This is a genomic window from Streptomyces sp. NPDC048496, from assembly GCF_043200055.1.
Classification (GTDB): Bacteria; Actinomycetota; Actinomycetes; order Streptomycetales; family Streptomycetaceae; genus Streptomyces.
In genome coordinates, this window is record NZ_JBICXB010000010.1 from 82,081 (window position 1) to 95,433 (window position 13,353).

11 protein-coding genes are annotated in these 13,353 nt (G+C 71.2%); 4 read left to right on the forward strand and 7 right to left on the reverse strand.

The genetic code is table 11. The features are described from left to right. Positions 1–5: 5 nt before the first annotated feature. Positions 6–428 (reverse strand): hypothetical protein, encoded by a 423-nt coding sequence (locus tag ACGFSA_RS13400; RefSeq protein ID WP_358859506.1) that lies wholly within the window; start codon positions 426–428, stop codon positions 6–8. A gap of 321 nt (positions 429–749) precedes the next feature. After that, positions 750–2,102 (reverse strand): phosphoribosyltransferase family protein, encoded by a 1,353-nt coding sequence (locus ACGFSA_RS13405; protein ID WP_393303607.1) that lies wholly within the window; start codon positions 2,100–2,102, stop codon positions 750–752. Between the two features lie 848 nt (positions 2,103–2,950). On the opposite strand from ACGFSA_RS13405, the gene ACGFSA_RS13410 reads away from it, so the two are divergent. Beyond that, positions 2,951–4,426, forward strand: coding sequence for an ATP-binding protein (locus tag ACGFSA_RS13410; protein WP_393303609.1), 1,476 nt, complete (start codon positions 2,951–2,953; stop codon positions 4,424–4,426). A 131-nt stretch (positions 4,427–4,557) separates the two neighbouring features. Here ACGFSA_RS13410 and ACGFSA_RS13415 read toward each other — a convergent pair whose 3' ends face one another. Genes ACGFSA_RS13415 through ACGFSA_RS13425 form a run of 3 tightly spaced genes read right to left on the reverse strand, consistent with a single transcriptional unit; the run spans position 4,558 to position 7,471 of the window. Further along, positions 4,558–5,985, reverse strand: a complete 1,428-nt coding sequence (locus tag ACGFSA_RS13415) for an RtcB family protein (RefSeq protein ID WP_393303611.1) — start codon at positions 5,983–5,985, stop codon at positions 4,558–4,560. A gap of 5 nt (positions 5,986–5,990) precedes the next feature. Next, entirely contained in the window at positions 5,991–6,974 is a 984-nt protein-coding gene (locus ACGFSA_RS13420; protein WP_393303613.1) for a CapA family protein, read from the reverse strand. Positions 6,975–7,000: 26 nt separating this feature from the next. Then, entirely contained in the window at positions 7,001–7,471 is a 471-nt protein-coding gene (locus ACGFSA_RS13425) for an archease (RefSeq protein WP_393303615.1), read from the reverse strand. Between the two features lie 1,045 nt (positions 7,472–8,516). Between ACGFSA_RS13425 and ACGFSA_RS13430 the strand changes: the two genes are divergently transcribed. The 3 genes from ACGFSA_RS13430 (at position 8,517) to ACGFSA_RS13440 (ending at position 11,911) form a co-directional block, all read left to right on the forward strand. Next, on the forward strand, positions 8,517–9,041 hold the full coding sequence (locus ACGFSA_RS13430; protein WP_393303617.1) for a DUF2231 domain-containing protein: 525 nt from the start codon (positions 8,517–8,519) through the stop codon (positions 9,039–9,041). A gap of 418 nt (positions 9,042–9,459) precedes the next feature. Further along, positions 9,460–10,389, forward strand: a complete 930-nt coding sequence (locus tag ACGFSA_RS13435) for an LLM class F420-dependent oxidoreductase (RefSeq protein WP_393303619.1) — start codon at positions 9,460–9,462, stop codon at positions 10,387–10,389. A 712-nt stretch (positions 10,390–11,101) separates the two neighbouring features. Next, positions 11,102–11,911, forward strand: coding sequence for a hypothetical protein (locus ACGFSA_RS13440; protein ID WP_393303621.1), 810 nt, complete (start codon positions 11,102–11,104; stop codon positions 11,909–11,911). 193 nt (positions 11,912–12,104) lie between these two features. Here ACGFSA_RS13440 and ACGFSA_RS13445 read toward each other — a convergent pair whose 3' ends face one another. Together ACGFSA_RS13445 and ACGFSA_RS13450 are read right to left on the reverse strand one after the other, a co-directional pair. Further along, complete coding sequence (locus ACGFSA_RS13445; RefSeq protein WP_393303623.1) at positions 12,105–12,506, reverse strand: MazG-like family protein; 402 nt, start codon at positions 12,504–12,506, stop codon at positions 12,105–12,107. A gap of 77 nt (positions 12,507–12,583) precedes the next feature. Next, the gene (locus ACGFSA_RS13450) at positions 12,584–13,246 is read right to left on the reverse strand and encodes a ScbR family autoregulator-binding transcription factor (RefSeq protein ID WP_393303625.1); all 663 of its coding nucleotides are present in this window, start codon (positions 13,244–13,246) and stop codon (positions 12,584–12,586) included. Positions 13,247–13,353: the final 107 nt, after the last annotated feature.

The window sequence follows — 13,353 nt, forward strand, 5'->3', positions numbered from 1 at the left end:
CCCCCTCACTCGTAGATGTAGACCGGCAGCTTGCCGGAGCTCAGGTTGCCGATCGCCGAGAAGGCGGCCGGGGTCAGGTCGAGGACGCGGTTGGTGCGACAGGTGCCGTTGCAGCACGTCGCCTCTCCGCACCAGTCCTTGGTGCGTGGGCCGCAGTCGGTGATCGTGATGCACACCGTCGCGCCCGAGCACTGGTGTTTCACGTTCATCACCGCACCGCAGCCGCGTCTGGGAATGTTCTCGCCACAGAGGTCGGGCCGGGTGATGTTCCAGCACGCCTGTGAGGCGTTGGGCCACGCGCCGTGACGTGCGCTGGACTGGCAGTTGCCGCAGGCGCCGCCACCGGCGCTGGAGCACGGGCCCCAGGCATTGCCGCAGCAGAACCAGCTGGTTTCACCGGCCCACAGGCTGGTGGATCCGCAAGCCATCGTGTTGCCTCCCCTAGGAGATGACAAGTGCATGACAAAGTGCGCGGCGGCGGCCGGCAGGCACATGTGAAGCGGGGATGCCCACGCCGCGGCCGGGGATGGTTGTGCGAGCGAAGCAACCCAATGATGCGCGTAGACAAGCGCGTTGCATAGATGGCCTCGTTCACCGTGCCCCGGTCCGCTCGGAGTACAGCCGTCGCACGAGGCCCCCGCAGCTCTCGCCGGGGTGCCCGGGCATCGGCTCCGTTCGCGCGCCGCCGTCCTTCACGCACGGCGCCCTTCTCGACACGGACCTGCGGCCGCGCTCCGGCACAGCGACGCTCAGCCTCCCGGTCCTGCGCGACGACCCAGGTTGCCGGTGAACCATTCTGTGGCCAGGTCCGCCACCTGTGCGAGAGCACCGGGCTCCTCGAACAGGTGAGTGGCGCCGGGGACCACGGCGAGCCGGCTCTCGCAGCGCAGCTGTGCCTGGGCCTGGCGGTTGAGGTCCAGCACCACCTCGTCCTCGCCTCCGACGATGAGCAGCGTGGGCGCGGTCACCGCCGGCAGGCGGGGCCCGGCCAGATCGGGCCTGCCGCCGCGGGAGACGACCGCCACGACGGGGGATCCCGGCTCCGCCGCCGCCCACAACGCGGCGGCCGCGCCGGTGCTGGCGCCGAAGTAGCCCACCGCGAGGCCTTGGGCCTCGGGCTGTTCGAGCAGCCAACGGGTGGTGTCGGTCAGGCGGCGGCCCAGCAGGGAGGTGTCGAAGACGTTGGCCCGGTCCAGTTCTTCCTCCGCCGTGAGGAGGTCGAACAACAGCGTGGCCAGGCCGGCCTTGTTCAGCGAGTCCGAGACGGAGCGGTTGCGCGGGCTGTGCCGGCTGCTGCCGCTGCCGTGAGCGAACACCACGAGGCCCGTGGCCCCTTCGGGGACGGCCAACTGCCCGGCGAGCCGGACCGGTCCGGCGTGCACGACGACGTCCGGATCCGCGACGGGCGGAGCGGCGGATCGTGCTGCATCCTGTGCGGCCGAGCTCAGCGGATCGCTCCCTGGCAGCCGGTCTGCCGCCCGCTCGAGGCAGGCGATGACCTCGGAGTCGGTGGTCTGCGCGAAGTCCTCGTAGAACTGCCCGATCCCGAGGAAGCCGACCGGGGTGCTCAGGCACACCAGCTCATCGGCGGCGTCCTGCATCCTGGCGGTCCAGCCCTCCGGTGCCACGGGGACGGCGAGCACCACCCGGGCCGCTCCGTGGCCGCGGGCGATCAGGCAGGCGGCCCGGGCGGTCGACCCGGTGGCGACGCCGTCGTCGACGACGACCGCCGTCCGGCCCCTGACCCCGGTACGCGGCCGGCTGCCCCGGTAGCGCCGGGCACGCCTGTCCAGCTCCGCACGCTCCCGCTCCTCCACGGCGGCCAGTTCCTCCTCGGTCGTTCGCGTCGCACGCATCACCTCCTCGTTGACGACGCGCACGCCGTCCTCACCGATGGCTCCCATGCCCAGCTCCGGCTGGAAGGGCACGCCGAGCTTGCGCACCACGATGATGTCCAGCGGCGCTCCGAGCGCCTCGGCGACCTCGGCCGCCACGAGCACGCCACCACGGGGAAGCCCGAGGACGACGACGTCCTCGTCCGCGAGGTGCGTCAGCTGCCCGGCCAGTCGCCGCCCCGCGTCAGTGCGGTCAGCGAAGTGCATGGTCCAGCCTCCTCGATGCGGCAGAACCCGGCCGCGACTCCCCGCGCGGACACCTGCGCCCGGGGATTCCCGGGGCGGGAAACGTGCCGCTCACGGTCGCTCCTCGGCGGCGATGCGGCACCCTCGCGGCGTCTACGGGCCGTCGGAGTCACGTCGCCGGTGATGGGCGGCCCGTCCGGGACACGCGCGTCCGACGAGCCGGTCTCTTCGGTTCGCCACCGACTACGAGCGGTGCGGAAACGGTCTGATGTCAGCCGACCCCAACGACTGCTCCGGCCGTACCGGACCGCCGCCATCGCTGCTTCGCCCGCAGCTCCCACGCTCGTGGATGACAGCCGGACTTCTTGCCGGCCCTGCCTCACGCCCCACGCTACTCGCGTTCCGCGAAGGCGCGAGCGCCGAACGGCTTCACCACCGGAGCCCACCGTGACCGCCGCCCCGGCGCGCCGGGGACACATCCCTCCGCACCCCATGAGTTCGGATGAACGGATGATGCGGCCGGTACCTCGGTGGGGTGCCGGCCGTCGGACGGGGCAGGTCGTCGATATTCCGTTCGCGTCGGTCCCGGACCGTCCACCGTCGCGGGCCCGTGCCGCCCGGTGGACGGCGTCGTCGCTGTCCCCCGGCCCCTTCGCTGCGCCTTCGGACACCCACGTCGACACCGGACCACCGTGGTGCGCGGCATCATCGGCCCGCACACCGCACACCGCACACCGCACACCGCACACCGCACACCGCATCCCGCCACTGACATACGCTGCCCGGTCCCGCTCGTTGAGAGGCGCGGCGGCCACCCCGGAGGTCTACTGGGTCTGAAGGCTGCCGCCGAACGATGGGACAACCCACCCGTGCGATCCGTCACCACCACTGCTGCCCGGCCGAAGGAGCTCTTCGACCGTGAGGCCGAATGGGACGCGCTCGTCGCCTTCGCCCGCGATCCCCGGCCCGGGCCCGCAGTCGCCATCGTCACCGGGCCCCGCCGGCAGGGCAAGAGTTTCCTGCTTCAGCAACTGACCTCGGCGACCGGTGGCTTCTACTTCGGAGCCCAGGACGTGGCGGAGGCGGAGTCCCTCCGGCGGCTCGGCGACCAGCTCGCCCGTCACACCGGCGCCACCCGCCCGACCCGCTGGAGCTGCTGGGCGGACGCGCTCGACGCCTTCGCGACGCTCGCGAGCGAACATCCGCTGCCCGTCGTCATCGACGGCTTCCCCGAGCTCGTCCGGCAGAGCCCCGCACTGCCCTCCGCCGTCAGCAGTGTCTGCCGCCGACTGCGCGAGGCGGGCCGGCCCAACCGGGTACGGCTGCTGCTGTGCGGCAGCGCCATGCCGATGATGCGCCGACTGCTCGGCACCGCCTCGACCTCGGCAGACCTTCACCTGAAGTTCCTGCCCTTGGACTTCCGGCAGGGCGCGCGGCTCTGGAGCATCGACGATCCGCGCCTCGCCCTCCAGGTCCACGCCGTCGTCGGCGCAAGCACCGCCTTCCGGTACGACCCGGCCGGCGAGGACATCCCGGCCGGCCCCGACGATTTCGACGCCTGGGTGTGCCGGACCGTCCTCAACCCCCGTCTTCCGCTGTTGTGGAAGGCCGGACACATCATCGAGCAGGAGCCCGACGGCTGGGACCGCGGCCTGTGCCACTCCACCCTGGCCGCCATCGCCGAGGGCTGCTCGACGCCCGGCGCGATCGCCGACTGGCTGGACCGCCCGGACACCGAGGTGCCCCACATCCTCTCCGTGCTGCGTGACTGCGGCCTCGTCGAGGGCGTACCCGATGCCTTCCGGCCGGGCGTGACCCGCTACCGCATCACCGAGCCGCTCCTCGCCTTCGACCACGCCGTCATACGCCCCAACCGCATCGCGCTGGGGCAGCAGGGCCCCGCAGAGGTCTGGAAGTCGGCGCGGTCCGTCTTCGAATCCGCGGTGCTCCGGCCGCATTTCGCCCAGGTATGCCGGGACTGGGTGACCGGGTTCGCGTCCCGGGACACCTTCGGCCCCCGACCCGTCACCGCCTCCGCCGGGTCGCTTCCAGGGGCCCAGGGGCACCGGCCGGTCGACGTCGATGTGGTGGTCCGTGGCGAGGTCCACGGCCGTGCCGGGGTCCTGCTCTCGGTCGGCAGGGCGTGTTGGGACGAGGCAATGGACATGCACCACCTGCACGAGCAGTTCCAGATCCTGGCCGAACTCGCCGACCGCGGCGAGGACGTGAGCCGGGCTCGGCCGGCCTGCTACAGCGCGGCCGGGTTCAGCCCGCACCTGTGCGAGGCCGAGGCGCGCGGCGAGGTGGTCCTGGTGGATCCCGACCGGCTCTACCACGGAGAGTGAGAGGCAGCGTCCGGCTTCCCGCCGCGCTCTCACGGGATCGCGCGGTCCACGCCGAGCCGCCGCTTGTCGCGGACCCCCACGGACCAGGGCCTCCGGGGAAACCGCGCCCCTCCCTTCCGCTCAGTGCCGGCTCATCCCTTGACGACGCCCAGCGGCACCAGGCGGGCGATCAGCCGGGCGAGTCCCGCGCCCTCGGTGACGGCGGCGACCGCGTCGACGTCCTTGTACGCCTCCGGCGCCTCCTCGGCGAGACCACGCCATGAGGAGGGGCGCACGGCGATGCCCCGGGCCTCCAGCTCGCCGCGAAGCCGCTCCCCGCGGACCATGCGCAGCGCGTGGTGGCGGCTCCAGACCCGGCCGGCGCCGTGGCAGGCGGAATGGAAGGCGTCGTTGCCGGGCAGGCCGACCATCACGTACGAGGCGGTGCCCATCGTCCCGGGGACCAGTACCGGCTGGCCCGCCCGGACGAGGTCCTCGGGCAGGCTCGGGTCGCCGGGCGGCAGCGCCCGCGTGGCGCCCTTGCGGTGGACGCACAGTGGACGTGCCACACCGTCCACTTCGTGGGTTTCGAGCTTGGCGGTGTTGTGCGAGATGTCGTAGACCAGCTCCAGACCGACGTCCGCAGCCGTCGCGAAGGCATGGCGGGTGGCTTCGGACAGCAGTTGGCGGTTGGCCCGGCCGTAGTTGGCGGCCGCCGCCATCGCCCCCAGGTAGGCGCGGCCCCGCGGCGAGTCGACCGGCGTGCAGGCCAGCTGCCGATCCGGGACCTGGATGCGAGACCGGTGCAGTTCCTGGTCCATCACGCGCACGTGGTCGGTGCACACCTGGTGTCCCAGGCCGCGCGAGCCGCAGTGGATCATGACGCACACCTGGCCCACCCGCAGTCCGAAGGCCGCTGCGGTGGCCCGGTCGTAGACCTGGTCGACCGCCTGGACCTCCAGGAAGTGGTTGCCCGAGCCGAGGCTTCCCACCTGGTGGAGGCCGCGCTCGACGGCGCGCTTGCTCACCTGCCCCGGGGCCGCGCCGTCCAGGACGCCGTAGTCCTCGCAGCGCGCGAGGTCGCGTGGCACACCGTGGCCGCGCTCGACCGCGTAGCGTGCGCCGCCGACCAGCAGGTCGTCCATCTCCCCGGCCCCCGACAGCTTCCACAGGCCGCCGCGCCCCATGCCGCGGGGGATGGTGCTGTCGAGGATGTCCATCAGCCGCCGCATCCGGTCGTGGCCGAGCGCCTCGCGGTCGATGCCGGCGGCCAGCAGCCGTACGCCGCAGGAGATGTCGAACCCGACGCCGCCGGGCGAGATGACCCCGCCGTGGGAGATGTCGGTGGCGGCCACCCCGCCGATCGGGAAGCCGTAGCCCCAGTGGACGTCGGGCATCGCGAAGGAGGCGCGGACGATGCCGGGCAGCGTCGCCACGTTCGCCACCTGCTCCAGCGCCTTGTCCCCCGCCGCCTGCGGCAGCAGTGCCCGCGAGGCGAACACCACCCCGGGTACGCGCATCGGCTCCCGCTGCTCGATCCGGAAGCGGTACTGGTTCTTCTCCACCAGTGCGATCTCCACGTCCCTCACCTCCAGTCGACCGTCAGCCGTCCGGTCCGATCGGCGACGGCGGTACCGAACTCGGCGCAGGCGGTCGTGAACCGCTCGCGGATCCACTCCAGGTCCTCGCCGCTCGCCAAGCGGGTGTGGCAGTAGTCCAGGGCCAGCGGCACCGCCTCCACCTGCGCGGGAACCAGGTGTGCGGCATCCGGGCCGTCCAGGGTCACCAGGAAGAGGAGCCCGAGGTCGTTGCGCAGGACCGGGTCGACGGCGTAGTCGTCGACGAAGTCACCCAGGTCGTAGAGGATCCGGTCGGTGATCCCGTGGAAGACATGGGCGGAGTGTCCGGCGACCAGCGTCGCTCCCGCCGCCAGCAGCTCCGGGGCCGCGGCCGACACGCGGCGCGGTGGCCGGGAGGTCATGTTGGGACCCCAGTGCGGAGTCACCAGCACGACATCCGCTGCCGCAGCGGCCCGGGCCACCGACTCCGTCAGCCAGCCGGGCACGCCCGCATGGAGATCGGCCCAGGCGACACCGGGACTGTCCTCCCCCGCCGCGTACTCCTCAGGGTGGTCTGTGACGCCCACCACCGCCAGCCGCACTCCGCCTGCCTCCAGCACCGCGAACTCCCGGGCGGCGGCTGCGTTCGCCCCGGCACCGACCGCGTGGACGCCCGCCCCGGCCAGCAGGGTGCGGGTGTCGGCCATGGCGTCGAACCCGTAGTCCAGAGCATGGTTGTTGGCGAGCGTCACACAGTTCACCCCCAGTTCGGCCAGCACTTTCGCGGCGGCGGAGGGAGCGCGGAAGAAGAAGGCCTTTCGCGGGTCGGGCCAGCGGTGCCCGCGGTCGGAGACACAGCACTCCAGGTTGAGCACGAACAGGTCCGCTTCCGCGATCGCCTCCCTGACCCCTGCGGAGACGAGCGTCTCCGGCACCGGCGAGCGGCGCAGCTCCTCGGCGACGCCGCGCCCGAGCATGGTGTCGCCGGCCAGTGCCACCGTGAGCGCCATGATTCCGTCCCTTTCCCGCCCTGCACTCAGACGTCCAGGGTCACCCGGCAGGTCCAGCCGCCGGGGTCGCCCCGCAGCTGCAGGTCGTGCAGCGAAACGGCCTTGGGTACCGCACCGACCGGCACGGCGGTGCCGACGTCTGCCATCCGGAAGCGGACCGACAGCTCCCGGCCGCCCCCCGCCGACCGGATCGGCCCCACCTCCACATCGAGCGGGATCTCACCGTCGGCATCCATCCGGTAGACGACCTCCTCCAGGACGGACACCAGCAGGTCCTCGTCGGAATCCGCCGTGACCGCGTATTCGCGTTCCCCGGAGACCGCGGCCCCGGACGTGTCGGCGAAACCCTCCACCACCGCGCGCACCGCCTCGCCGATGCAGCCTTCGGCCGTCGGCGACCACGCCTCCACCCGCATGTCCGCGGTGTGTGGCACAGCCCGGTGGCCACGCGCGCCGGGCCGCTTCCCCACAGGTTCCCGACCGTCCACGGCCGGCACCTCTCCGTAGTCTCCGGATGCACAGCCTGACGGCGAGTTCTGCGAGCCGCAGGCGATGTCTCCTCCAGAGTCGTCCCGTACACCGCTTCGGGGCAACCTGCACGAGGCGACGCACGCGATCACTGTCCAGGGCTCGGCGGTTTCACCTCGATGGGACGCGCGCCGACACCCCGGCTCCAGCGCGTCCTCGACCGAGAGGCGCCGGGCGCATCGTCGGCCGGGCAGTCGGCCGGCATCGTACGGTCCGCCATCGGCAGGGGCGAGCTGCTGTGCGGCGGCAGGGCCGGGATCCGGGTCGTACGCGTCGGACTGTTCGTGTGGGGGAGACGCGGCAGGGAGAACAGGCCCATGGGTCATACCGCCAGGGGGGTCCGTTGCGGCGGCGATTGGAGCACATGACGGTCTGTCATCAGCATGGGCACGGTGGGTAACGCTACGCATGTGGGCATGAAGCGAAGACAACATCCACCATCGTCCGGCCGACGGGCGCCGCGCGCACGGACCGCCCGACTCGCCGCGGCGGCAATGGCCCTCGTCGTCGGCGCCGGAGCGCCGCTGGCGCTGGACACCAGCGCCCAGGCTCGGCCGCGTGTCGCGGGCTCCCCGCTGGTCGATGAGATGTTCACGCAGGCCACGGCCCCGGAGTTCACCGGTGTGGGGTCGGCCTGTCTCACCGGGGCCTCGGCCGCCGCCACCGCGGGAACGGCTGCACCACGCGATCGCCCGCCGGGACCGTGTTCCGCGTTCCCGCGCCCGGGGCCAACATGGTCACGGTGCGCGGTCCCGGCGACGGGACCGAGGGCTACTGCTTCCTGACCGCCACCACGAGCAACTTCACGACTACCGGGCCCTGGCCGTCGACTCTCGTACACGATCACCCAGGCCGACGCCAACGCATGTAAGAAGACCCCCAGGGCGGGCGGAGACGGCAAGGTCTGCCCCGTCACCAACGTGGCGGTGGCGGCGGGAACCGACCCGCAAGGGAACCAGATCGCCAGCGAGCCGGCCTCGGTCACCCAAGCAGCGCTCTCGAAGGAGCAGATCTGTGGAACCCACCCTGATCAACGGCATCCCCGCGCACGCACTGCTGGTCCACCTCGTCGTGGTCTTCGTGCCACTCACCGCACTGGCTCTCGTGGTCTGCGCCGCCTGGCCCCCCGTCATGCGCCGCTTCGGCCTGGCCCTGCCCCTCCTGGCCCTCGTCACCCTGGTCTCGGTGCCCCTGACAACAGGCGCCGGCGAGTGGCTGGAGGAGCACATCGTGCAGAACGCCCTGGTGGCAAGGCACGCGGTACTGGGCGACGAGCTCCTGCCGTGGACCGTGGGCCTGTTCGTCCTGACCGCAGCCCTGTGGTGGTTCTACCGGCGCGCGTATGCGGCTGCCACCTCGTTCGACGGCGGCAGGGGTTCATCGGCAGGGGTGAGTGTTCCCCTGCGAGCGACATCGGTTGTGCTGTGTCTGGCCGTGGCAGTCGGCGCGGTCGTGCAGGTCTACCGCATCGGTGACTCGGGCGCCAAGGCCACCTGGAACAACAGGTTCTCCGCCACAGCCGGCGACAACAGGGGCTGAACACGGCTGCCTGGCTTTCCACAGCGCGACCGGGATCCGGCACGCCGACACCATCGATGCCGTCGGCGTCGGCTTCGCCGGCCCCGGAAGAGGTCCCACGACCTTGCCCTGGTGCTCGCAGGGGGTGCGCGCGCCACGGTTGTCGGGACGGATCGGCCCAGCACTGTCCGTACGGATCGGTGTCGCACGTCCCGAAGCCGGAGTCCTGGGACCGGCCGAGGTCATGGGACGTCTCTCGGGTGCTGCCGACGGACGCGACCGCAGTGCTTCGGCCGAAGGGCCTGCAACACGACCTGGAAGCCACCTGTCGGCCACCCGTCGGCGCGCATTCACCCGCCCCTACCCGCCTTGTTGACCACAGGCGATCGGTGCGTGACATACGGTAGTCGTCCCGCTGTCCTCGTGAAGGAGTGCACGCATGCCGGTCTCGCTCGGTCTCGGCCTTCCGCAGATGAAGCAGTACGACATCGGTCGCGACGTGGCCACGGTGGCACGCGCGGCCGAGGACGTCGGGTACGAGAGCCTGTGGGTCTTCGAGCGCGTGCTCTTTCCGGAGCCGGCCACTCAGGGGCTGTACGGCGTACCGGGGCTGCCGTGGCCCGACCAGTACCGCAGCGTCGCCGACCCGCTGGTCACCCTCACACTTGCCGCCGCGGCCACCGACCGGGCCCGGCTCGGCACCAGCGTCCTGGTCGCCCCGCTCCACGTACCGTTCCAGCTGGCCCGATCGCTCGCCTCGCTCGACGTCGCGAGCGGCGGCCGGGTGGTCGCGGGCCTCGGAACCGGCTGGTCACTCGACGAGTACGCGGCCGCCTCGGTCGCCCCCTTCGAGAAGCGCGGCGCGGTCCTGGACGAACTGCTGGACGTCTGCGCGGCCGTCTGGGGCCCGGACCCGGTCTCGTACCGGGGTGAGCTGACCACCATCGCACCGGCCGAGGTCGGCCCCAAGCCTGTTCGCCCCATCCCGGTCTATCTGCCGGCCAACAGCCCACGCGCCACCCGTCGGCTGGTGGATCGGGCGGACGGCTGGATGCCTGTGGCCATGGGTGCCACGGAACTGGCCGGACAGTGGCGGCGGGTACAGGACCTGGCGGCCGAGCGTGGCAGGCAGAGGCCGATCGAGGTGTGTGCCCGTGCCAATGCGAAATACAGCGCCAAGCCGTTCGAGGGCGCGGACCGGCAGCCCTTCCACGGCAGCGTGGCCCAGATCGTGGAGGACCTGGTGGCCCATGCGGCGGTGGGCGTGACGGAGATCCTGCTGGACCTCCAGGGAACGACGCGAGACGCCGCCGAACTGGCCGACGTGGCGGCCGAGGTGTATCGGGCGGCCCGAGCGGCGGGCGTCTGACGGTCGCACCGAGGAAGCACCGGTCCGCCGTCCGACGGGACGGATCGCGGCAACCGACAGCACACCGCTCCCGTTGCCGTCCCTGTGCCGCGGTGACGGGAGCGGCCGCGCAATGCGTGCCGGACGGCCTTCAGTTCGTATGCGGGCGACCGTCGGCGGCGTCATGGGTCTGCTTCAAGGCCATGGGGTAGGCCGATGGACCGGCAGGGCTGCACAGTGTGTCGGGGGCGCGGTGGGGGCGAAGGTCCCTGAGGACCGACTCGACTTCACAGAGGAAGGATTGATAGGAGGTCAGGCGCTGCCATTCGGAGTCGGGGATGCCGGGCACCGTGGCGGCGCATGCCGACCAACTTGCCACCAGTTCGGCGTACAGCGGTGTGTCACTTGCCGTCTCTGTATAGGACTGACCCGGCATGAACGCGCCGGAAAGCTGCTCGCGCGATGCGCGCGCTCCGTGAGCCACATCCAGCTGGGCCCTCGGACGCGGCCGGGCATGAGAAGGGCGTGGGGCCTGCGAGGGGTGCGGAATGGATACCGCCGAGCCTCTGCCGATGGCGGTAGCGGAAGTGGGTGCGTTCATGACGGTGGTAACGATCAGCCGCCATTTGGGTAACTACCGTCCGACACAGCAAGATTAGATGGAGTTTCACCTTTCTTGGTGCCTTTCGGTCGAAAATCGCTTCAGATCCTGTGGCGGGACGTTGGTCCCGACATGGAACCGAGGGAGCTGTGGGAGCGTCATGCCGTACTGGCGCGGGCGTATTTCAGGAATGACGAGGACGTGCGCGATGCGCAGAGCAACCTCGACGAGCAACAGGCGAACCGTATGCGGACGCTGGCTGCGTTCGCGGTGACGCTGGGGAGCGACGGGACCGTCGCGGATCTCCTGGGGCTCCATGAACGCGAAGTGCGCATGGCTCGCCGCACCGTGGGAAAGGAAGATGCCCGGGCCATCGCCAAGGCGCTCCTGGACCACCACGCTGCTGATGCGCACGAGCTGCCTACCGAGGACGCGGACAGGTGCCCGCCGTACGAGGAGCCGGAGGAAAGGCCGGTGTCCCGTGAGGCTCCGGCCCCACCTTCATGCCTCCCTCAGGCCCCGGGCACCCCGGACGCCGCCGACGAGGCGGTCCAGGGAAGGGTGTCGTCGTCGGCCGTGGACGCGGTTCTGGTCGGTGCGTGGAGCACTGGGGCCGACCTCTCCGTACTGGCAGGCGAGCTCGGTCTCGATCTCCCCCGCCTCGTCGCCCGCACCCGGTACCTGGAGGCGCAGGGCCACCTCACTCATGCCCCGCAGACTCTGGACCGTTCCGGCCGTCACCGCCGCGTCGACGGCGCCGAGGCGCCCACCGTGACCCAGCCCCGGCAGTGGTACTACCCCACCCAGCATCGCTCGTCGCACCAGGAGACGACGTGGGACCAGCAGGCTTCTCACACCACCATGAACTCCGCACCGATGCATGACTGGGACGGCATCCTCGATCAGTGGCAGGTCACCACCAGCCCCACGTCCTCCTGGTAGGGGACCGCGACAGAGCTCCCGGCGGCCGCGACTCCGATACCGGCGTGGCGGATTCCGTCATTCCGCTGCTGTCGGGGCCCACTTCTCCTGAAGAGGCCGATAATCGATCACCACGATCCCTTCCTCCCGGAGGATTTCGCGGGCCTCAGGCGAGACGAGGAACTCGTGCCGCTGCCCGGTAGGGGAGCGGCCGTCAGGAACCGGGGGCGCCGTCCGCCTCACCGGTCCGCTCCGGCGAGGGCACCCGTGCCGCGATCCGGCGCAGATGCCCCGCGAAGACCTGGGGCGCCTCGGGGGTGAGGGTGCGGAGGGCGACCATCGCCGTCACGATGACGTCGCAGAGTTCCGCCTCCACGTCCTGCCAGGAATGGGTGACGCCCTTGCGCGGGTTCTGACCGATGGTCCCGATGACGGCCTGGGCGACCTCGCCGACCTCCTCCGAGAGTTTCAGCATCCGCAGCAGGAGATCCTGCTCGGGGCGGATGCCGGTTCCCGCGTCCAGCCAGCTGCGGAGGTGGTCGATGGTGTCCCAGGGGGACCGGTCCGCGTCGTCGGTGTCCGTACCGTCCGGGCGGCCGTTCGTGTCGGCGTTCATACGGTGCAGACTGCCAGGTCCGGACACCGGTGGTTGTCCTCGTGTGATTCCGGGCCGGACGGTGCGGCTCCGGACATTCAGCCGGTGGCGACGGCCTGGCTCGGCACGGATTCCAGCTGCGAGAGCAGCCGCCCGCCGCGATCCTCGGACATGTCGAGCGTGGCCAGCACGGCGGGCGTCGAAATGCTCGGCAGGACGTAATGCAGCAGTACGGAGATCCGGCGCCCCAAGTCCTCACGCCGGCACAGGACCTGGGACATCACCTGGATTCCGCAGAAGGCGCCCGCCAGCAGCTCGGCGGTCTCGCGCGGATGCACGTGCGGCAGCAGCTCGCCCTGGCTCCGGGCAGCGCTCAACAGGTGTTCGAGCCGGTCGATCCAGGCCCGGAACGGTGTGCCCCGGTCGAGACCCTCGACCGCCTGGTCCATCGCCAGCCCGACACTTGCCCTCACCAGGGGTTCGTGGCGGAGCCGGTGGGCGAGAATCATCCCCTGGTCCACCAGCTCCTGAAGCTTCGTCGGCTGCGGCGGCAGCGGGAAAATGTCCAGCTGGACGTCCAGCACGCCGAGCGCCAGCTCTTCCTTCGAGTTGAAGTGGAAGTACAGCGCGCCCTTGGTCACCCCCGCCCGGGCGAGGATCTCGCTGATGGTGGCGCTGCTGTAGCCACGTTCGTCGAACACGGCGGCGGCCGCCACCAGGATCGACCGTCGAGTCTGGATCGCGCGCGCCTGCTGGGCCATCAGCTACGAGTCTCTCTAGTCATGGCGTGGTCGGCGCCACAGGGGTCTGACTGAAAGGGGAAACCGGACTACCAGTATCTTACGGCCTCCCCCGCGACAGGGAGTGG